The organism is Photobacterium sp. DA100 (genome assembly GCF_029223585.1).
GTDB lineage: Bacteria > Pseudomonadota > Gammaproteobacteria > Enterobacterales > Vibrionaceae > Photobacterium.
In genome coordinates this window covers 890,405-910,007 of record NZ_CP119424.1, presented here as the reverse complement: position 1 = coordinate 910,007, position 19,603 = coordinate 890,405, and the positions used below count along the sequence as shown (strand labels likewise).

Sequence of the window (19,603 nt, the reverse complement as noted above, 5' to 3'; positions counted from 1 at the left end):
AGCACTTTTAAAATTTCTGCACCCCAGTCTTAACACTAAAACACCACCAAGAACTCGCCCTTATTGATAAAGCAGTCAAGTGTACCGATAAGTTTACTAATCCATGAAATCTGAGCATCAGCGAATGTTAACAATTTGATTACACTTAATACTATTGAACGTCGCCTCACCAGCTAACGATACTTTTCTTCACTCTCTTAACGGCACGTTCTTTTGATTTGCTGTCCGCCTCTTTTGAGGCAGCACCAGAAGGAGCTAAAGATGAATGTTCTGGCTATGCCGATGCATCGCTTCATCGATCACCGTGGCAAGTTGGTTAAGCCGCTCCCTGAATGGGCTGATCTTATGACCCTGAAAGGTTTCTATTGCGATATGGTTTTAACCCGCACCTACGACAACAAAGCAGTCGCTCTACAGCGCACGGGTAAACTGGGAACCTACCCTTCTCACCTTGGGTCTGAGGCAATTGGTATTGCCATCGGACGCGCCTTGAAAAAATCTGATGTTTTCATCCCCTATTATCGCGACCTGCCGGCCTTGTGGGCGCGCGGTATTGGAATGGAAAAAAACCTCCAGTACTGGGGGGGTGACGAACGCGGCAGTGACTTCTCCCCCGATGAGGAACGTTGCCGCGACCTGCCGTTCTGTGTTCCTATTGCTACTCAGTGCACCCATGCCGTCGGAGTTGCAGCAGCCCTTAAAATTCAAGGCAATCATAATGTTGCGCTAGTTACCTGTGGCGATGGCGCTACATCAAAAGGTGATTTCCTTGAATCTTTAAACTGCGCAGGAGCATGGAACATCCCGCTGGTATTTGTCATCAACAACAACCAATGGGCAATTTCAGTTCCTCGTGCTATCCAGTGTGGGGCTGAGCTACTTTCAGACAAAGCCAAAGGAGCTGGCATTGAAGGAATAACCGTCGACGGCAATGATGTGGTCGCCATGTTTGATATTGTTACAATGTCACTGGATCATGCCCGCAAAGGCAAAGGGGCGACGTTAATAGAGGCTGTCAGTTATCGGCTTAGTGATCATACAACGGCAGATGATGCGTCCCGATACCGCAGTGAAGATGAACTCCAGCAAGCCTGGGAGTTTGAACCCATTAAGCGTCTCAAAACCTTCCTTATCGAACAGGGTGCTTGGTCTGAGCAGGATGATATTAGTTGGCAAGCTCACTGCAAAGAAGTGATAGAAACTGTCGTTGATCACTATCTCAGCATGACACCGCAGGCACCAGAATCGGCCTTTGACTTTCTCTATGAACAGCTCAGCGAGGATCTTCTGAGCCAACGTGATCTAATAATCAATAAAGCAATGCGCATGCAAGGAGGTAACCATGGCTGAAGTCACCCTCCTGGACGCCATCAACATGGCGTTGCATTACGAGATGGCCCACGACCAGAATGTGGTTGTGCTTGGGGAAGACGTCGGAGATAACGGTGGTGTTTTCCGCGCAACTGTCGGGCTCAAAGAAAAATATGGCTGCAAACGTGTTATCGATTCTCCATTGGCTGAAGCCTTAATCGGTGGGGTTACCGTCGGTATGGCGACTCAAGGTTTGCGACCTGTCGCTGAATTTCAGTTTCAGGGGTTCGTTTTCCCAGCGATGGAGCACCTAGTATGCCACGCAGCTAGAATGCGAAACCGCACACGTGGCCGTTTGACCTGTCCTGCCGTCTTCCGCGCGCCCTTCGGGGGTGGGATCCACGCCCCGGAACACCATTCAGAAAGTGTCGAAGCATTATTTGCTCACATCCCTGGAATCAGTGTCGTGATCCCGTCATCCCCCCAGCGAGCATACGGCTTGCTGCTGGCAGCGATTCGAAGCAACGATCCCATTATGTTCTTTGAACCGAAGCGGATCTACCGTACGGTAAAATCGACAGTTATCGATAACGGTGAGGCTTTGCCACTAAACACTTGCTTCACTCTCAGAAAAGGCCGCGATCTTACATTGGTCACCTGGGGAGCATGCGTTGTCGAATCCCTGCAGGCTGCCCAGACATTGTCTGAGCTAGGTATTGAAGCCGAGGTCATTGACTTGGCCACCATCAAACCTATCGACATGGCATCTATCATCAAATCGCTCGAAAAAACTGGTCGATTACTTGTTGTACATGAAGCCTGCAAAACATGCGGCGTCGGTGCAGAAATTATTGCACGCATCTCCGAGCAGGCCATGTGCCTGCTGAAGGCCCCTCCGAGACGGGTAACGGGTACAGATACCATCATGCCATATTACAAAAATGAAGATTATTTCATGATTCAGGAAGATGACATTGTTGATGCGGCAAAAATGCTGGTGGAGGGGTGGAAATGAAAGCATTTAACTTGCCTGATTTAGGTGAAGGGCTGGCTGAATCTGAAATCGTTCAGTGGCATGTCAATATCGGGGATTATGTAGAGGTAGACCAAATTGTATTGACGGTAGAAACAGCTAAGGCAACCGTTGAGGTCCCTGCCCCATACAGCGGAAAAATCATTAGCCGCCATGGCGAAGCCGGTGATGTTATCGGTATAGGAAGCTTATTGCTGGAAATTGAAGAATCCGCCGCATCTGTCCCCTCAAGACCACAGACTAGCCCGCAGAAAAACGACGCAGCCACCGTTGTCGGTACAGTTGCTCAAGACAGCCATGATATTAATGTTGATGAGTTCTGGGTTGGAAGCTCGCAACTGGAAAAATCCGAACATCCCCTAAGCGCAATGCCATCAGCACGGCTGCTTGCGCAAAAACTGGGGGTCGACTTGAGTACGATTCAAGGGAGTGGGCCTGATGGCGTCATTCTAGACAAAGATGTCTACAACGCCTGCGACAAACAGTTGCCCGGAACTGAAGTGCTGAAAGGAGCTCGCCGCACCATGGTCGGTGCAATGGCGGAGTCCCACCATAATATTGCCGCAGTAACAATAACGGAAGAGGCCAGCCTTGCGGCATGGCAACCAGAACAAGACATCACTTGCCGCTTGGTGCAAGCCATCGTCGATGCCTGCAAAAAGGAGCCGGCTCTCAACGCTTGGTTTGATGCGGAAACCATGACCCGCTGCTTGCACCATACGGTTAATATCGGTATTGCCGTTGATAGCAAACACGGCCTTTATGTCCCAGTGCTCCGCAATGCCGATGAATACAGTACCAAAGGGATCAGACAGTGGGTGGACAAAACAGTAGCTGGAATACGTGAACGGAAAATAGGTAGGGAGCAACTGCAGCATGCGACCATCACCCTATCTAATTTCGGAGCAATTGCAGGCATCTTCGCCACACCGGTGGTAACCCCGCCACAAGTTGCCATTATCGGGGCTGGCCGGATCATTGAAAAACTGGTACTCGAGCAAGGAAAGGTCAAACAGGCCAAAGCCCTCCCCCTCTCGATGACATTTGACCATCGCGCATGTACCGGCGGCGAGGCAGCAAGGTTCATGAAAGCCCTGGTGGATCACCTGCAGCAGCCATCAGCATAAATCTACAGCCCATAGTTCAAAGCTATAACCATAAAAAATGCCAGTCATTTGACTGGCATTCTCTTTGATATCGCTAAAACCGGGATCAGTCTTCAGAAGAAGGGCTAACAGGCTTTTTCTTTTTCGGGATAAAGACATTATCACCGACAGCCATGTTATCGTAGAAGCGTTTGTCCATCTTCTTCTTGGCCTGTGGTTTAGCCTGGGTCTTCTTGTCCTGCAGCTTAGCCGCCGTTGGCTTCTTCTTGGCAAACTTTTTCTTCGGCGCAGGTTTCAGGCCTTTGAACTTACCTTCCAGGCCTTCAATCGCCGTGAAGCTTATAGACTGCTGAAGGAAGGCTTCCACATTCTTGAAGCTCTTCCAGTCTTTCGGACCCACAAGGGAAATGGCATCACCCTTGTTACCAGCACGGCCGGTACGCCCGATCCGGTGCACATACTCTTCAGCATGCTTAGGCATATCGAAGTTAATAACATGCGACACTTTTTCGATGTCCAAACCACGAGAGGCAACGTCGGTTGTCACCAGAATTTTGTGACAATCACGCTCAAACTGGCTCATGATTGCGTTACGTTGGGTCTGGTTCATATCACCACTCAACGCAACGGCTTTCAATTTACGCTCGTTCAACTCTTTGGTCAGGCGATCGGTATCAGCTCGGGTTGCCGTAAAGATAATCATCTGGTTATAGTTTTCTGTTTCCAGAATCTTATCAAGCAGCGCTTGCTTATGATCAAGGTGATCACAAAGTAAGAAGCGCTGAGTGATATCGGTATGCTCTTCGGCCGAATGACCAATTGAGATACGTTTTGGCGCGTTCAGCATATCACTGGCAATACTAACGACATCAGCATGGTCGAGCGTTGCTGAGAACATCATGGTTTGACGACGGCGGTGATTTGCAGCTTCATGAATACGACGAAGCTGCGCCTCAAAACCAAGATCCAGCATACGATCAGCTTCATCAAGAATGAGCATTTCCAAGCCATCGAGGTAAGTACTGCGATGTTCAAGGTGGTCTGCCAGACGGCCTGGTGTTGCAATCACAAACATTGGATCCTTGCGGAGTGCTTTAACCTGATCGTTGAAATTTTCGCCCCCAACAATCAGAGCCCCGTCATATGGAGTACCTGCGTTCAATGTACGTAGTTGCGCAAAGACCTGCTTGGCCAACTCACGAGTTGGTGTCAGAACAAGAACACGTGGATCACGGCGCGTAAATGGCTTGCTACGGTACATACGCTGCATAGCTGGCAACAAGAAAGCCAGTGTCTTACCAGAACCTGTTTTGGACGAGGCCAATACATCCTTGCCGAGAATGCCAACAGGTATTGCTGCTTTTTGAATTTCAGTTGGTTTATCGAACGCCAAGTGGTTTAGTTTTTTAATCAGGCGCTGGTCTAATCCAAGATCGTTAAATTGCAAAATGATGCTCCGGTAATTGCCCAACTATGAGCAAGAATAATACAGTACAAGCTGTGTGACTGTAATCACACAGCTCTAAATTTGGTCAGCTGAGCATTATACCACATTTCCATTTGCAGGCATCTAATTGGTACAGATTTATTGCCTTATCATGCAGATAACGCGCTGGTAGCAAAACCTATAGAGATATTCAGTTAAAGTTACCTTCAATATGTTAATCTTCACGCACCACATGGATGTATGTAGGATATTGAATTAATGACACAAATTCGCAACCACTCTGTACCGTTTATTGCTTTTCTGATTGTCACTCACATCATTATTTGGTCCGGTTTAGACCCTGCCTTTCCGGATGTATGGCTAGCGGAAATTATCCCTGTTGTGCTCATTTTAGCGCCTTTACTGATCACCTACCGTTTTTTCCAGTTTTCTAACACGGCCTATATCCTGATTGCGATTTGGATGTCACTTCACACCATCGGTGCCCATTATACTTTTGCTAATGTGCCATTTGACTGGTTTAACGATTTTATCGGTTCTCAACGTAACAATTTTGACCGGGTCGCACACTTTTCTATCGGTCTTTATGCTTTCCCTATCGCCGAGTTTCTAGTTCGCAAAGGTGTTTGCAAACCTATTTGGGCCTCTGTTTTTGCCTTGGCCGCAATCATGGCTATTGCCGCGAGTTATGAAATTATTGAATGGTGGTATGCCGTACTCGCAGGAGGGGATGCCGGGGTTGAGTTTCTTGGAAGCCAAGGAGATATCTGGGATGCGCAAAAAGATATGCTTGCCGATACATTAGGTGCAATCACCAGTTTGGTTATTTTCCATATCATCAAACCTTACCAGCTTGAAAACAATGTCAATTAACATGTGCTATGAATAAACTAAAACAAAGCCCGCTCAATGGCGGGCTTTATGCGTATTATCTGCAACTATGATGTTTTACAAATCAGGGTAACCACTCGGGTTAGCAGACTGCCAACGCCAAGTATCTGCAGTCATGTCTTCGATAGTACGTGTCGCTTCCCAGTGCAACTCGGCTTTAGCTTTCGCCGGATCAGCCCAACATTCTGCAATATCGCCGGGACGACGAGGTGCAATTTTATAAGCAACATTAACACCAGCGGCGTCTGAGAAAGCTTTAACCATCTGCAATACACTGAAACCATTACCGGTTCCTAGATTATAAATATGCAAGCCTGCTTCCTTGCCCTTGTGATTAAGCGCCGCCAAATGGCCATCAGCAAGATCAAGCACATGGATGTAATCACGCACCCCTGTTCCATCTACTGTCGGGTAGTCATCCCCGAAAACGGACAAGAAATCACGACGACCAACAGCAACCTGAGAAATAAACGGCATCAGGTTGTTTGGAATACCCTGTGGATCTTCACCCATTTCACCACTTTGGTGTGAGCCAACTGGGTTGAAATAACGTAGCAGCGTAATGCTCATTTCAGGATGTGCTTTCTGAATATCAGTCAGGCACTCTTCCACCATCAATTTACTGCGACCGTATGGGTTGGTCGCACTGGTCGGAAAGTCTTCTGTAATTGGCACACTTGCCGGATCGCCATAAACAGTCGCAGAGGAGCTGAAAATCAGGCTATTTACACCAGCTGCTCGCATCGCTTCCACGAGAACCAAAGTGCCGTGAACATTGTTATCATAGTATTCCAGTGGCTTTTCAACTGACTCACCCACGGCTTTGAGGCCCGCGAAGTGAATCACCGATTCCACTTCATTTTCAGCCAATACCTTGTCAAGGAAAGCACGATCACGGATATCGCCCTGATAAAATGCAGGTGTTACACCAGTCAGCTTTTCAATTCTAGCCAACACTGATTTTTTGCTGTTGTATAGGTTATCAACAATAATCGGCGTCATACCCGCTTCAATCATCTGAACACACGTATGGCTGCCAATGTAGCCCATACCGCCGGTGACGAGAACTCGCATGCTTTTCTCCCTTTGAATGAGGAATTACTCAAACAATATTAGTTAAACTGGGCATAAAGTATCATAACCATATGGAAAATAAAGTAACGATCACATTACCTGTGTAATTTGCGAGCAATAATCAGTTCAGTTTCAACAAAAATAAAACAGCGTATAATAGCATCGTTCTTTTTTGGGGAATGGAGATATTCTCATGCGCTTTCATACTAACCAGCAACTGACTAAATTCATTGCTATATTTCTCACCCTGTTTACCTTAAGTGGTTGTGAATTGGTGCAGTGGAAAAAACAGCACGATCATGACCAGCTTTATGCCCAAGGCTACCAAGAGCACCTTCTCAACCTTGAAGAAGGCGGCCAGTTAAAGTATTGGATTGGCGGGACAGGTAAACCCTTATTGCTCATCCACGGCTTTGGCGGTAACGCGGTTTCTACCTGGAAAGAAGAAATGCTTGAGCTAAGCAAGCATTATCAAGTGATTGCGCCGGACCTTGCTTGGTTCGGTGAATCTTACAGCATGGGAACCCCAAATCTCACAACCCAAACCGAGACTATTTGGCAACTGCTCGATGCCCTTAAAATCGATAAAATAAACGTCGCTGGTATTTCTTATGGCGGCTTCATCACCTATAACATGATGATGCAAGCGGATAGAGTTGAAAAAAGCGTTATCATTGCCAGCCCAGGACCACTCTTTAGTGATGCCGATCTCGAGGAGCTATGTCGTCGAGCCGGAGTGGAAAAGCCTGAGCAGCTCTTTGTACCAACCAACCGCGATGAAGTCAGACGCCTGTTCGATAATGTATTCTACGAGCCGAAAAAGATGCCAGATTTTGTCGCAGAACAAATCTACAGTAGTTATTTCTCTCCGTACAAAAAAGAAAAGGAGGTTTTAATACAATCACTTGTAGAAGACAGAAACCGAATCTCACTTGCTGATACCGCAACCTTTCCACCTTCAATGTTAATTTGGGGCGACAGTGACCAAATTTTCCCCCTGAAAAATGGCTTAGCTCTCAGCCAGCACCTCAATTCGGCTATCGTCGTGCTGCCAGAAACCGCGCACGGCGTCACCAACGAACAGCCAAATACAGTCACTAAATTACTGAAAATATTCATTAGTTAACATTTCAACCAAGAGCCATCACAGAATAACCAATTACATTTTTTTCGACAGAAAATTAGACAAGGCTCGCACCTTAGATTAAGCTTACCCAGCCAATGCGTGCGGTTGCGTATTGGCTGGAGTTTTGCTTTATCTAAGGATAACCTTTTGCCATGAGTATGGTTTTTAAGAGCCACCAGCTACAATCTGAGAATCACGCCTACATTGAACTTAGCAAGGAAACGCTAAGAAGACAGTTGTCCATCTTATTCCCCGTTGCCGGCATTATCTTTCTTATTATTGCCTTCTCGTATTTCGTCTCGACAAACTCTATGTGGCTAACAAGCCAAGCCCTCTTGGGCGCCCTCCTTTGTCAATGCCTCTCCTTGGTGAACAAACGCTCGGAAAGTCCACATATCCTTATTTGGCTCTTTATTATCTATACCACGGCTAATTGCATTTATGGATTCTACACCGATGGGGCAAATTTACTGAACAATACCATTGCACTCACCATCCCATTATTGTGCTTCTTCACCCTCAGGCATCAGTTTGCTTCTTGGTACAGTTTGCTATTTGGTTTGTACTACATGGCCATGAGTGCTGATGAATATATTCACAAACACCTGCAGATCAACGAAGCACTACAAAACATAAGTGCCTATGCCATGGTACTTGTTATGGCCTATTTACTGGCCCAGCATCGCAATGAAGCAATCAAACGGGTTAAGGATACCGCCAAGAAGGACTTTCTGACCGGCCTTCTAAATCGCAAAGGTGTTGAAGAGCAATACCTTCATCAAGCCTATCGTTCCAATCGCTACCTTAAAGACTTTTCCTTACTTCTGGTTGATATTGATGGGCTCAAAGATATCAATGACAGATACGGTCTGGAAGTTGGCGATCAAGTACTTATCATGGTGTCCCAATGCCTGAATCATCACCTCAAAGGAGCAGACAGCCTCGCCCGTATGGGAAATGGGGAGTTTTGTTTGCTACTCCCCGAGACATCCCAAATGGAAGCTGAAAGCATGGCCTTGCAGCTGCTACAAGAAATCAAAAACTGGCAGCTGGAACTTGACGATGCACAAAATATTTCGGTGACGCTAAGTATCGGCCTGACCTTGGTTGAATACCAAAACTTCAGCCTTGATTACATCAAAGCTGACAGCGCTTTGCTACGAGCAAAAAACTGGGGGAAAGATCAAATTGCCATCGGCTGATAAATTCCATACGCTGTCAAGACATACATTACGGGTAACAGAATGATGACAACGAAAACCCTTTGCCAATGGAAGTGCTTCTCTGTTGAACAGTCACACCATACCCTTCCTGACGGTAGGGAGATAGACTTTACCACTGTCAAGCATCCCGGAGCAGTCATTATCGTTCCAATCGATGAAGGCGGTGATCTGGTAATGATCAACCAATATCGCCCAGCAATTAAAAAATGGATCTTGGAATTTCCGGCAGGCACGCTGGAACCAAACGAGGATATCTTAGGCTGTGCGCAGCGTGAATTAGCAGAGGAATGCCAGTTGAGAGCAAGGCATTGGCATAACTTGGGGGAGCTTTATCCCGTGCCAGGGTTTTGTGACGAGGTGCAATATCTGTTCTTAGCAACCCAGTTGAAACCTTGCCAAGCCCAGTGCGATGACGATGAGGTCATTGAAGTTGTTAAGGTGTCACCAACAGATTTCCTCGCCAAGGTGGCACAAAATGAAATAAAAGACGCCAAAACACTTGCGGCATTTTTAAAACTACATGCCATGGGGCTGCTAGCCGCAAATTAGACTCACCCCAAGGCTCAATGTGAACATGTATGATTAAGCTTGGAAAACTTTTACACCGTTGCCGTGAAATACGACTTGAGCTTGTCCCGTAGCCACCTGTTGGCTGGACTTTGCCTCATTCGGTTGTGAGTCATTAAACGATAGCGGATCGGAATGTTGGTAAAAGGGGCTTCAAGGATCTTTATATTCAACTTCTCGGCAAACATTATCGCCATGCTCCTCGTCACAACGGCGACACAATCGCAGCTTGAAACCAGTGACATTTGCGAAAGCAGTGAATCACATTCCGCTGCAATATTGCGTTCCTCCAGACTTTCTTCCGTGAAGTAGTCCGCCAGGTAAGCATCCTCTCGCCGTAGTTTCAGGGTGATATGTTTCTCTTGGTAATATTGCTCTAATGAGATTGAATCGGCAATTCTTGGGTGCTGCTTACGGACAATGATGCACAGATCATCTGCAAATAAATCCTCAAATAAAAATGATGGCGCGGAAAAATTGGCGAAGTCGATAGCCAAATCGGCTTGTTGCTGATTAAGACTATGGATCAGTTTTTCTTCGCTCAACAGTGTCGGATGAAGTTCAATCTTTACGTTACCCAGTGATGCATCCGCCTCTATTTTTGGCAATAACATCAACATAACTGGCTCGGAGGCATAAATAACAAAGCGACGGTCATGTTGTGTCGAGAACGATTCCATTCCCTCAAGTGCATTGTGAATTTGAGTAAGGGCCGGTTCTATCTGCCGCATTAATTCTTGTGCTTGGTGGGTGGGCGCTATGCCACGGCCGGAACGTACAAACAGTTGCACCCCGAGTTGATGGTGCAAGCGCTTGAGAAGCCCGCTCACACCGGGTTGCGTCATTCCAATTTCTTCTGCAGCCAACGTGATCGAACGGTGACGATAAACAGCAACGAACACTTTAAGCAGGTTCAAATCCATATTGATAAACATTCAAGACCTCAATACATAACAAACCGTGATATCTGACATACAATTTTGTGTGTTTTTTGTTATGTGTCAACAAAATATAGTAGCGCTATATCCAATGCTGACAACAACGAGGCTCCCTATGAACACCCGTTTTGTACCTTCGATTCTTTCACTCGCTATTTTTGTATCTTTCGGCGCGAATGCTGACTACGCCAGCTTAGATAGCTACCAGGGAAAGCCTGCAAGTACACATACCCTTAATGCCAATGCAGAACTTGCCAAACAACTGCCATGGCAGGATACCACGGCCTTCGAGCGAACCCAGAAAGGTCTGATCGCAGAGTTCGGTTCCCATGAAGCAGGCGAACTAAAAAACCGGTTCCAATATATGTCAGGTATGAGCCTCGATGAATTACCATCTTCGGTCAACCCATCTCTGTGGCGTCAAGGAATGCTAAATTACGCAGCGGGTGGATTGTACAAAGTGACTGATGGTGTCTACCAGATCCGCGGTGCCGATCTTTCCAATATGACTATCTACCGCACCGATAACGGCTACGTCATTCATGACCCACTTTTATCTAAAGAAGCGGCAGAAGCATCTTGGGAGTTCGCAAAAATGCACCTGCCCGCCATTAACGGCGGACACCAAATCACAGGCATGATTTACTCGCATATGCATGCCGACCACTTCGGTGGTTCCCGAGCCATTTTTGAGTCGGATGATTTTGCTACAGGAGCCCCTATTTACGCCCCGAAGGACTTTATCAAAGAACTGGCTGACGAGAACGTGATTGCCGGGACAGCTATGAGCCGCCGTGCCAACTACCAATATGGCACGACGCTAGACAACAACACCAAAGGCATTGTTGATAATGCACTAGGACTGGGTACCTCCCGCGGCCAGGTGACTCTGGTTGCTCCAACCTATGAGATTCAGGAGCGGGAAAAGCTTATTACCATTGACGGGTTGGACTTCCTGGCTATTAATATGCCGGGTGCCGAAGCACCAGCAGAAATTGTTCTGTACGTGCCGGAATATCGCTCTTTGAATACCGCCGAGCTAACTTACGATGGTATGCATAACATCTATACTTTCCGCGGGGCAAAAGTACGAGACTCGTTGGTCTGGACCAAGTACCTGACTGAACTCAAGCTGCGTTTTGTGGACAGTGGCCTAGTAGACAATATTCATGCGGCACACTCTGCCCCCGTGTGGAACGACCCAGCCACGGATGCCAACGAGATTGCTGAATATATGACGCTGCAAAGGGACAACTACGGCTTTATTCACAACCAGTCTATGCGCCTGGCTAACCACGGGGTGTCAATCAATGACGTCGGCCGAGAAATAGAGAAAATTGTTCCGCAATCACAGCTTGATACCTGGCACACCAATGGTTACCACGGCTCTTATAGCCACAATGCGCGTGCGGTAGTGAACTTGTACTTGGGTTATCACGACTTAAATCCAGTCAATACTAACCCTCTACAAACCAAAGACAAATCATGTGTGTATGTTGAAGCAGCAGGTGCAGATACACTGTATAAAGCGGGAATGGCACACTTCGAAAAGGGTGAGTATCAGCATGCGTCACAGCTGTTCAACGACCTAGTACAGTGCGATCCAAACAACATCGAGTACCGTTTTGCCCTCGCAGACAGCTTCGAGCAGCAAGGCTACCAGTCTGAAACAATGGCATGGCGTAACTCCTATCTGCAAGGGGCCGTCGAGTTACGTACCGGTGAAATTCAACCGTCAATCAAGCTCGCCTCGCCGGATGTTATCGCCAATACCCCAACGGGCATGTTCCTAGACTTTGTGGCGGTCAAACTCAATGCAGAAAAAGCCGAACAAGCCAGCTTAAACTTTAACTTCGGTGTAGTGCACCCTGATTTGGATGAAAAATACTATGGTGAAGTATCTAATTCAAACTTGGCCAATATTGAAGTAACGGAACTGCCAACAACGGATGTCACACTGAACATTACCAAAGCAGACCTCACTCAGATTGTGCTGGGTAACACCACGCTGGAAGCTTTGATCAAATCGGGCGAAGCAAAAGTGGACGGTAACGCAGAGCTGCTTCAGCAACTCGCTGGCGCGCTGGATGAGTTCGACGGGATGTTTGAAATTCTGCCAATGCCAACTAAGTAGTTTCAACATACTCGAATAATTCCTATCTAACGCAATGCCCCACCGTAGAAGGTGGGGCATGTTTTATCACCGTTATTGTAATCAAACATTACTACATCAAAAGTACTATCGCATTTTACTGCTAACTATGGCATCTTTCTGCCAACGCTAACCCAAGAGAAAGACAACCGCCATGGATAAACTCTTTTCAATTCTCAATAAGTTTGCTGCAATTATTGCCATGCTCATGTTCGTCATTGGTGGTGGCATAGCACTGTTTGTGATGTTCTACGGCCACTAGAACACCAGCTAATGATAAACGCCCCACCTTAGGTGTTTACATTCGCATTCCACCGTCAACTTCCAACACACGCCCGGTAAAATAGTCATTTTCTAAGATGTATTTCACGGCATGGGCTATTTCACTGGCTTCGCCTATTCGGCCAACCGGGATCATGGACTTTAGCCGCTCAATCGCCTCGGGTTTGAGTTGTTTTGCCATTGCCGTTTCTACTACGCCGGGAGCAATGGCAGCGGCTCGGATCCCGTAACGGGCAAGCTCCTTGGCCCAACAGACCGCCATGGTTGCGACAGCGGCTTTGGAGGCCGCGTAGTTGGTCTGCCCGATATTTCCCGCTCGGGCCACACTGGAAATGTTTATGATCGCCCCCTGATTGCCGGCAGCAACCATGGATGCCGCCGCCTCACGTCCGCAGAGGAATGTTCCGGTAACATTCACATCCATCACGGTAGAAAATTGCTCCAGGGTCATTTTCTCTACCTTGCCGTCTTCGGCCTTGACCAGCAGTCCATCTCTGAGTACTCCGGCATTGTTGATTAGACCATTGAGTTGGCCAAAGTCCTCCATGATATTTTCAAACACGGCAATGACTTGCTGCTCATGCGTCACATCCGCCTGATACGTTAACGTCTTGGCACTCAGCATTTGGCATTGCTGCTTAGTTTCATGTAAGCCTTCTTCATTCAAGTCGATCAATGCCAGCTGGGCACCAGCCTGTGCTAGGCTAATCGCCATCATTTGCCCAAGCCCTTGCCCGGCTCCTGTTATGGCAATCACGCTTTGCTTTAAATCCATAGTTCCCCCTAATGAACATATCCATAACCGGAAAATCGATTTACTTTGATGGCTTTCGATAGAATTCAAACAGACTCGAGAAATCGCGAAGTTCATTGCCTTCGGCGTTATGAAAGGCATATAAATTTCGTGCCAGCGTGCCCATTGGGATTGGCGATTGGCTCTCCGTTGCGGCTTCCAGGCCCAGCCCTAAATCTTTCAGCATCAGCTTTGACATGAACCCCGGCTGGTAGTGATTCGACGCCGGAGCCTTGTCCATGATCCCCGGACAGGGGTTATACAGCTCCAATGCCCAGTTCCGCCCAGAGCTTTGCAGCATGATATCGGACAGTACCTTGGGATCTAGGCCATTATCCATCCCAAGGCTCAATGCCTCGCAGGTACCCGACATCAAGATCCCCAGCATCAAGTTGTTGCAGATCTTGGCCATTTGGCCATCGCCAGCTTTGCCGGCATGGAAAATATTCTTGCCCACATGCTGTAACACTTCCTCGGCTTGCTTGAACCCGCTGTCTGTTCCACCAACGATAAACGTCAGCGTACCGGCCTGGGCCCCAGCCACACCACCAGATACCGGCGCATCAACAAATTCAAGCCCGTGGGTATGGGCTTGTTGTGCCACCAGCCGCGCTGAAGCCGGGTCGATAGTGGATGAATCGATAAGAAACGTCCCTGCTTCCACCATTTTCAATAAGCCAACCCCACCTTGATGATCACCAAGGTAAACCGCCCTAACATGCTCGCCTGCCGGCAGCATTGTCATGACAGTTTGAGCACCTTTTACGCACTCATCCATCGAGCCAGCAACAACCGCTCCGTCCTCCTTCAAGGCTTCAGCTGCAACGGTATTGATGTCAAACACCGACACCTGACACCCTGCCTTGAGCAAGTTCAAGACCATTGGCCGCCCCATGTTGCCCAAACCGATAAATGCAATATTCATCATTAAGCTCCTTCGTGTGAACCAGTTAGCCCCAACAGTTGGAGCGGATGTTCGTTATCTGCCCATAGAGGGGTGAACAACGTATCAATCACTGCTTGATCAACGCTGGCTATATCGGGAAACAGCCAATGGGGCTGCTGGGTTTTCTCGATCAGGCGGGCTTTAACTCCCTCATAAAACTCCCCTAGCTCACCACAGCGAACGGACAGTGAAAGTTCGAGGCGAAAGCAGTCGGCCAATGATTCGTAGTGAAATTGGGTCAACTGGCGATAACAGATATGGGCCGTTATCGGACTCCCTTCCCTTAACGTCTGTTTTGCCCTTCGCAGCCATTTACCCTCGCTTTCATCAACCGGTTCAGCCATGGCCTGGATTTGATTATATATCTCGGGCAAAGACCCATATTGACAGGCAGTTTGAATAGCCTGGAGATGGGGTAACAACTCATTTTGCGGATGAGTATACTTGGCGTCATTACCAAGCCTGTCCAGTAGCTCGGTCACGCCCTGATGCGGCTCGACATCGTCCCAATTAACCTGCTGCAGCAGCTCGAACATCGTTTCTTTTTGGCCTGGCTGTAAAATATGTTCGGTCATCGCTAGCGCAAGCGCATCCGTGGCATTGACTGTCGCACCAGTTAATCCAAGAAACAGCCCCACGCCCTGCGGTAAGTGGTTGAGAAACCATGTCCCTCCCACATCGGGATATAACCCGATACTGATCTCTGGCATCGCCAATTTCGATCTCGGCGTGGTTACGCGATGGCTGGCTCCGATATACAAGCCTATCCCGCCTCCCATCACAATACCCTCACCCCATACAATGACGGGCTTGGAATAGGTATGAATGAGATAATCAGTTTGATATTCGAGAGTAAAATAGTCGGTTAAATAACTCATCGCTTGGCAGGAGCCAATGGGTTGATCTGATGACCTTGCCTCATTCATCACCTGGTACATGGCCCTGACATCACCTCCGGCACAAAAGGCTTTCTCCCCCGCACCGTGGATAACGACACCGACAATGTTGTGATCATCGTGCCAGTGCTTGAGAGCATCATGCAGTACCACCAGCATTTCGTAACTTAGGGCATTAAGAGATGCTGGATTATCTAATTCAGCAATGCCAAACTTGAATCCCCCGCTACATTCAAGCTCACTGATATTGACCGTGCCTGACATATCCTTCCCCCTGAAATTCACTGTAAAGACTTACCTCTAGCCTCTTAACGATTTTTCCACTCTGGCGGGCGCTTCTCTAAAAAGGCGTTCACCCCTTCAGTTTGATCTTCCGTATCAAACAGTTTGAGGAACAACTCACGCTCCTTGATCAAACCATGATCCAAAGGCGAATGACGGCAGTTTTGAATTAAGGCCTTGCACGCCGCGACGGAGGACGGAGATTGATGGGCCACTTCGGCCGCCATCTGTTTCGCACTTTGCAGGCCCTGACCTGAAGCAACGACTTGCTCAACCAAACCAATCTCCAACGCCTGTGACGCTGTCACCCTTTCACCACAAAGTATCATCCGCTTGGCCCAACCTTCGCCCACCAACCAGGTGAGGTTTTGTGTACCTCCGGCACACGGCAGCAAGCCGACTTTGGCCTCGGGAAGAGCCAAATCCGCATGCGCTTCCGCAATACGGATATCACACGCCAAGGCCACCTCCAAACCTCCACCCATTGCATAACCATTAATCGCGGCAATAGAAACACCTCGAAACTGGCTGAGCGTCTCAAAGGCTTCGCCGAAAGCTTGCGCCATACTCAGCGCAATGGCTTTATCACCACCCGCAAACAGCTTCAAATCGGCACCGGCAGAAAAAAACTTCTCCCCCTGACCGGTTATCACCAGCGCATAGATATTCTTATCGCGGTTGAGCTTGTAAATCGTATCTCGCAGCAGGTTAAGGCTTGTTACTGTCCAGGTATTGGCCGGAGGGTTATTCATGGTCAGCACTGCGGTATGGCCATGTACGACAACTTCAATGGCGTTAGTTTCTGGCATGAGGCTACTCCTCTCCTAAATGAAGTCACAGAAGGCGGCAGCCTTCGCTCAACACCCGCCTGGCGATGATCAGTCGCATAATTTCGTTGGTGCCCTCCAGGATCTGATGAACCCTGACATCCCGGAAATAGCGCTCTAACGGGTACTCCTTGATATAGCCATAGCCGCCATAGAGCTGAAGGGCTTGATCACAGATACTAAACCCCACATCAGTGGCAAACCGCTTGGCCATCGCACAGTACGCCGTGGCTTCTGGTGCCTTCCTATCCAACTGATAAGCGGCATATCGCACTAGCTGCCGTGCCGCAATCAGTTCCGTGGTCATGTCAGCAAGCTTAAATTGCACAGATTGAAACTCAGCCAGTTTGTTGCCGAACTGCTTGCGTTCAGTAACGTACCGGCCCGCCTGCTCAAGGGCTTGTTGAGCGGTACCGATAGAGCATGTAGCGATGTTGATTCTTCCGCCATCTAACCCTTTCATCGCAAACTTGAATCCGTCTCCTTCATTACCCAAAAGGTGGCTTGAGGGAATACGGACATCCTCAAAAGTTACGGCTCTGGTCGGTTGACTGTTCCAGCCCATTTTGGGCTCTTTGCGACCGTAACTGATCCCATCGGCATCAGCGGGAACCACAAAGGCAGAGATACCCGAAGCCCCTTTTTTACTGGGGTCCGTTCTTGCCATCACTACCAGTACATCGGTATCCCCCGCCCCGGAAATAAAGGCTTTGGCTCCTCGGATAACATAGTCTCCGCCTTGTTTGGTCGCAGTCGTTACCAAGGACGCGGCATCTGAACCAGCGCTGGCTTCTGTCAGGCAGTATGACCCTAAACTCTCACCGCTGATGAGAAGCGGACAATACCGCTCCTTGACTTCATCGGTTGCAAAGCTGGCAATCATCCACGACACCATATTGTGAATTGTCATATACGCCGTGGTTGACGTGCAGCCCATCGCCAGTTGTTCAAAGATAATGGACGCATCAAGGCGTGGCAGCCCCAAGCCGCCTTGCTCCTCGGGGACGTACAGACTCATGAAGCCCATATCTCCCGCTTCCCGCAGCACGTCCTTGGGGAAGATCTGGTTCTCATCCCATCCGGCCGCGTTGGGGGCAAGCCTATCTTGCGCGAACTGCCGAGCAACGTCGGCAAAAGCACGTTGATCTTCTGTCAGAGAAAAGTCCATATCAGCTCCTTGTCTCAGGCTTGGTTCCGCTTAACGCAAGTTTATGGTCATATTGGGACCGTCAGGAATATCTTCATCGAACCAGCGCGCCGTAACCGTCTTGGTTTCGGTATAGAACCTCACCGCCTGCTTACCGTAGGCATGCAGATCGCCATAGAAGCTACCTCGCCAACCGGTGAATGAGAAAAACGGCAGCGGCACAGGAATGGGGACATTCACACCGACTTGCCCGACTTGAACCCGGTGCTGGAACTTTCTGGCGGCAGCCCCGCAGGCCGTAAAAATACTAGTCCCGTTGCCGTATGGGTTGGAGTTAATTAAGGTAATTGCCTCATCCAGGCTATCGACGGCAACGCATACCAACACCGGACCAAAAATCTCCTGCTGATAGATAGACATCTCTGTTGTCACGCCACTGAATAAGGTCGGACCGAGCCAATTACCGTCTGGATACCCCGCAACGGTACAGTTCGAACCATCGACTTCGCAAACTGCGCCTTGTTGCTTGCCTTGCTCGATAAGTTGCAGCACACGCTGTTTGGCTGCTGGGCTGATCAGCGGGCCATACGCGGCCTCGCTATCATTCGATGGACCAGGTTTCACTTTTTGCATGGCAACTTTCAAATCGGGAATAATTTCCTTGGCATTTCCAACCAGCACAGCAACAGAGATCGCCATACAGCGTTGCCCTGCCGCCCCAACCGATGAACCAACGAGATGATTGACAACTTGTTCCATATTGGCATCGGGCATCACCACCATATGGTTCTTGGCACCGGCAAACGCTTGGACACGTTTCAGATGGTGTGTCCCAGTTTGGTAGATATGCCTGGCGACAGGTACCGAGCCGACAAAGGAAATCGTGCGGATATCGGGATGAGCCAACAAGTAATCCACTTGTTTCTTGCCACCATGGACAATTTGCAGTACGCCTTTTGGCGCCCCCGCAAGCTCAAACAGTTCGGCCAATCGCATCGCAGTCAGCGGGACTTGCTCGGAAGGTTTCAGGACAAAAGTATTCCCAGCGGCAATGGCCATAGGAAACATCCACAGAGGGATCATGGCTGGAAAATTAAAAGGGGTAATACCGCAGCATACCCCTAGGGGCTGAATCAGAGAATAACTGTCGATATCCGCTGCCACATTTTCAACGGTTTCCCCCATCATTAAACTGGCAATATTCGCCGCTTGTTCAACCACCTCGATACCGCGCCAGACATCACCTTTGGCATCGGCAAAGTTCTTTCCCGTCTCGCTGGACAGTATCGAAGCCAACTCGTCATGGTACTCCTTCAGCAATTGCTGGTAAGAGAGCATCAAGCGGGCTCGCTCGGGCACAGCAACTTCTCGCCAGTTTTCAAAGGTCTCTGCGGCACTGGCGATAGCAGCTTCTATTTCTCGCTCCGTCGCGCAAGGCACATTGGCGATCACCGCATTGGTTGCCGGGTTCGTGACCTCAATCCAGTGGGTTGAGGACGAATGGATGAATTCTCCGCTAACGTATAAAGGTACCGGAGAAATAAGATTTGCGTCGCTCATAT

At 48.6% G+C, this 19,603-nt stretch carries 18 protein-coding genes; 9 read left to right on the top strand and 9 right to left on the bottom strand.

From position 1 onward, the window contains the following. Positions 1-261 precede the first annotated feature (261 nt). From pdhA to PTW35_RS21870, 3 genes are read left to right on the top strand one after another with little or no spacing between them, the layout of a single operon-like run. Positions 262-1,350 (top strand): pyruvate dehydrogenase (acetyl-transferring) E1 component subunit alpha, encoded by a 1,089-nt coding sequence (pdhA, locus tag PTW35_RS21880; protein ID WP_281028972.1) that lies wholly within the window; start codon positions 262-264, stop codon positions 1,348-1,350. Then, the gene (locus PTW35_RS21875) at positions 1,343-2,326 is read left to right on the top strand and encodes an alpha-ketoacid dehydrogenase subunit beta (RefSeq protein ID WP_281028971.1); all 984 of its coding nucleotides are present in this window, start codon (positions 1,343-1,345) and stop codon (positions 2,324-2,326) included. Before pdhA ends, PTW35_RS21875 begins: the two co-directional genes overlap by 8 nt. After that, positions 2,323-3,471, top strand: a complete 1,149-nt coding sequence (locus tag PTW35_RS21870; RefSeq protein ID WP_281028970.1) for a dihydrolipoamide acetyltransferase family protein — start codon at positions 2,323-2,325, stop codon at positions 3,469-3,471. Before PTW35_RS21875 ends, PTW35_RS21870 begins: the two co-directional genes overlap by 4 nt. A gap of 85 nt (positions 3,472-3,556) precedes the next feature. Here the strand turns inward: PTW35_RS21870 and PTW35_RS21865 are convergent, their stop codons facing one another. Continuing rightward, positions 3,557-4,897, bottom strand: coding sequence for a DEAD/DEAH box helicase (locus tag PTW35_RS21865; RefSeq protein ID WP_281028969.1), 1,341 nt, complete (start codon positions 4,895-4,897; stop codon positions 3,557-3,559). A gap of 258 nt (positions 4,898-5,155) precedes the next feature. On the opposite strand from PTW35_RS21865, the gene PTW35_RS21860 reads away from it, so the two are divergent. Next, entirely contained in the window at positions 5,156-5,770 is a 615-nt protein-coding gene (locus tag PTW35_RS21860; RefSeq protein ID WP_281028968.1) for a DUF2238 domain-containing protein, read from the top strand. 75 nt (positions 5,771-5,845) lie between these two features. Here PTW35_RS21860 and galE read toward each other — a convergent pair whose 3' ends face one another. Continuing rightward, positions 5,846-6,862, bottom strand: coding sequence for a UDP-glucose 4-epimerase GalE (gene galE / locus PTW35_RS21855; protein WP_281028967.1), 1,017 nt, complete (start codon positions 6,860-6,862; stop codon positions 5,846-5,848). Positions 6,863-7,055: 193 nt separating this feature from the next. Here galE and PTW35_RS21850 point away from each other — a divergent pair, with 193 nt between their 5' ends. The 3 genes from PTW35_RS21850 to PTW35_RS21840 all read left to right on the top strand — a co-directional run bounded on the left by PTW35_RS21850 (position 7,056) and on the right by PTW35_RS21840 (position 9,760). Continuing rightward, the gene (locus PTW35_RS21850) at positions 7,056-7,988 is read left to right on the top strand and encodes an alpha/beta hydrolase (RefSeq protein WP_281028966.1); all 933 of its coding nucleotides are present in this window, start codon (positions 7,056-7,058) and stop codon (positions 7,986-7,988) included. Positions 7,989-8,140: 152 nt separating this feature from the next. Beyond that, the gene (locus tag PTW35_RS21845; RefSeq protein ID WP_281028965.1) at positions 8,141-9,190 is read left to right on the top strand and encodes a GGDEF domain-containing protein; all 1,050 of its coding nucleotides are present in this window, start codon (positions 8,141-8,143) and stop codon (positions 9,188-9,190) included. 45 nt (positions 9,191-9,235) lie between these two features. Continuing rightward, positions 9,236-9,760, top strand: a complete 525-nt coding sequence (locus tag PTW35_RS21840; protein WP_281029123.1) for an NUDIX hydrolase — start codon at positions 9,236-9,238, stop codon at positions 9,758-9,760. Positions 9,761-9,810: 50 nt separating this feature from the next. Here the strand turns inward: PTW35_RS21840 and PTW35_RS21835 are convergent, their stop codons facing one another. Further along, positions 9,811-10,713 (bottom strand): LysR family transcriptional regulator, encoded by a 903-nt coding sequence (locus PTW35_RS21835; protein WP_281028964.1) that lies wholly within the window; start codon positions 10,711-10,713, stop codon positions 9,811-9,813. A gap of 118 nt (positions 10,714-10,831) precedes the next feature. Here PTW35_RS21835 and PTW35_RS21830 point away from each other — a divergent pair, with 118 nt between their 5' ends. Both PTW35_RS21830 and PTW35_RS21825 read left to right on the top strand, forming a co-directional pair. Beyond that, the gene (locus PTW35_RS21830; RefSeq protein ID WP_281028963.1) at positions 10,832-12,850 is read left to right on the top strand and encodes an alkyl sulfatase dimerization domain-containing protein; all 2,019 of its coding nucleotides are present in this window, start codon (positions 10,832-10,834) and stop codon (positions 12,848-12,850) included. Positions 12,851-13,022: 172 nt separating this feature from the next. Then, a complete protein-coding gene (locus PTW35_RS21825) occupies positions 13,023-13,130 on the top strand; it encodes a 3-ketoacyl-ACP reductase (RefSeq protein WP_281028962.1) in 108 nt (35 codons plus the stop codon). A 36-nt stretch (positions 13,131-13,166) separates the two neighbouring features. Here the strand turns inward: PTW35_RS21825 and PTW35_RS21820 are convergent, their stop codons facing one another. Genes PTW35_RS21820 through PTW35_RS21795 form a run of 6 tightly spaced genes read right to left on the bottom strand, consistent with a single transcriptional unit; the run spans position 13,167 to position 19,601 of the window. Continuing rightward, complete coding sequence (locus PTW35_RS21820) at positions 13,167-13,925, bottom strand: SDR family oxidoreductase (RefSeq protein WP_281028961.1); 759 nt, start codon at positions 13,923-13,925, stop codon at positions 13,167-13,169. A 40-nt stretch (positions 13,926-13,965) separates the two neighbouring features. Then, on the bottom strand, positions 13,966-14,871 hold the full coding sequence (mmsB, locus tag PTW35_RS21815) for a 3-hydroxyisobutyrate dehydrogenase (protein WP_281028960.1): 906 nt from the start codon (positions 14,869-14,871) through the stop codon (positions 13,966-13,968). Beyond that, complete coding sequence (locus PTW35_RS21810) at positions 14,871-16,049, bottom strand: enoyl-CoA hydratase/isomerase family protein (protein ID WP_281028959.1); 1,179 nt, start codon at positions 16,047-16,049, stop codon at positions 14,871-14,873. The genes mmsB and PTW35_RS21810 overlap by 1 nt, the downstream gene beginning before the upstream one ends. Positions 16,050-16,093: 44 nt before the next feature. Next, entirely contained in the window at positions 16,094-16,876 is a 783-nt protein-coding gene (locus PTW35_RS21805; RefSeq protein WP_281028958.1) for an enoyl-CoA hydratase, read from the bottom strand. A 25-nt stretch (positions 16,877-16,901) separates the two neighbouring features. Then, positions 16,902-18,062: an acyl-CoA dehydrogenase family protein gene (locus PTW35_RS21800; RefSeq protein ID WP_281028957.1), complete on the bottom strand. Its 1,161-nt coding sequence runs from the start codon at positions 18,060-18,062 to the stop codon at positions 16,902-16,904. Between the two features lie 30 nt (positions 18,063-18,092). Next, positions 18,093-19,601, bottom strand: coding sequence for a CoA-acylating methylmalonate-semialdehyde dehydrogenase (locus PTW35_RS21795; RefSeq protein WP_281028956.1), 1,509 nt, complete (start codon positions 19,599-19,601; stop codon positions 18,093-18,095). Positions 19,602-19,603 lie beyond the last annotated feature (2 nt).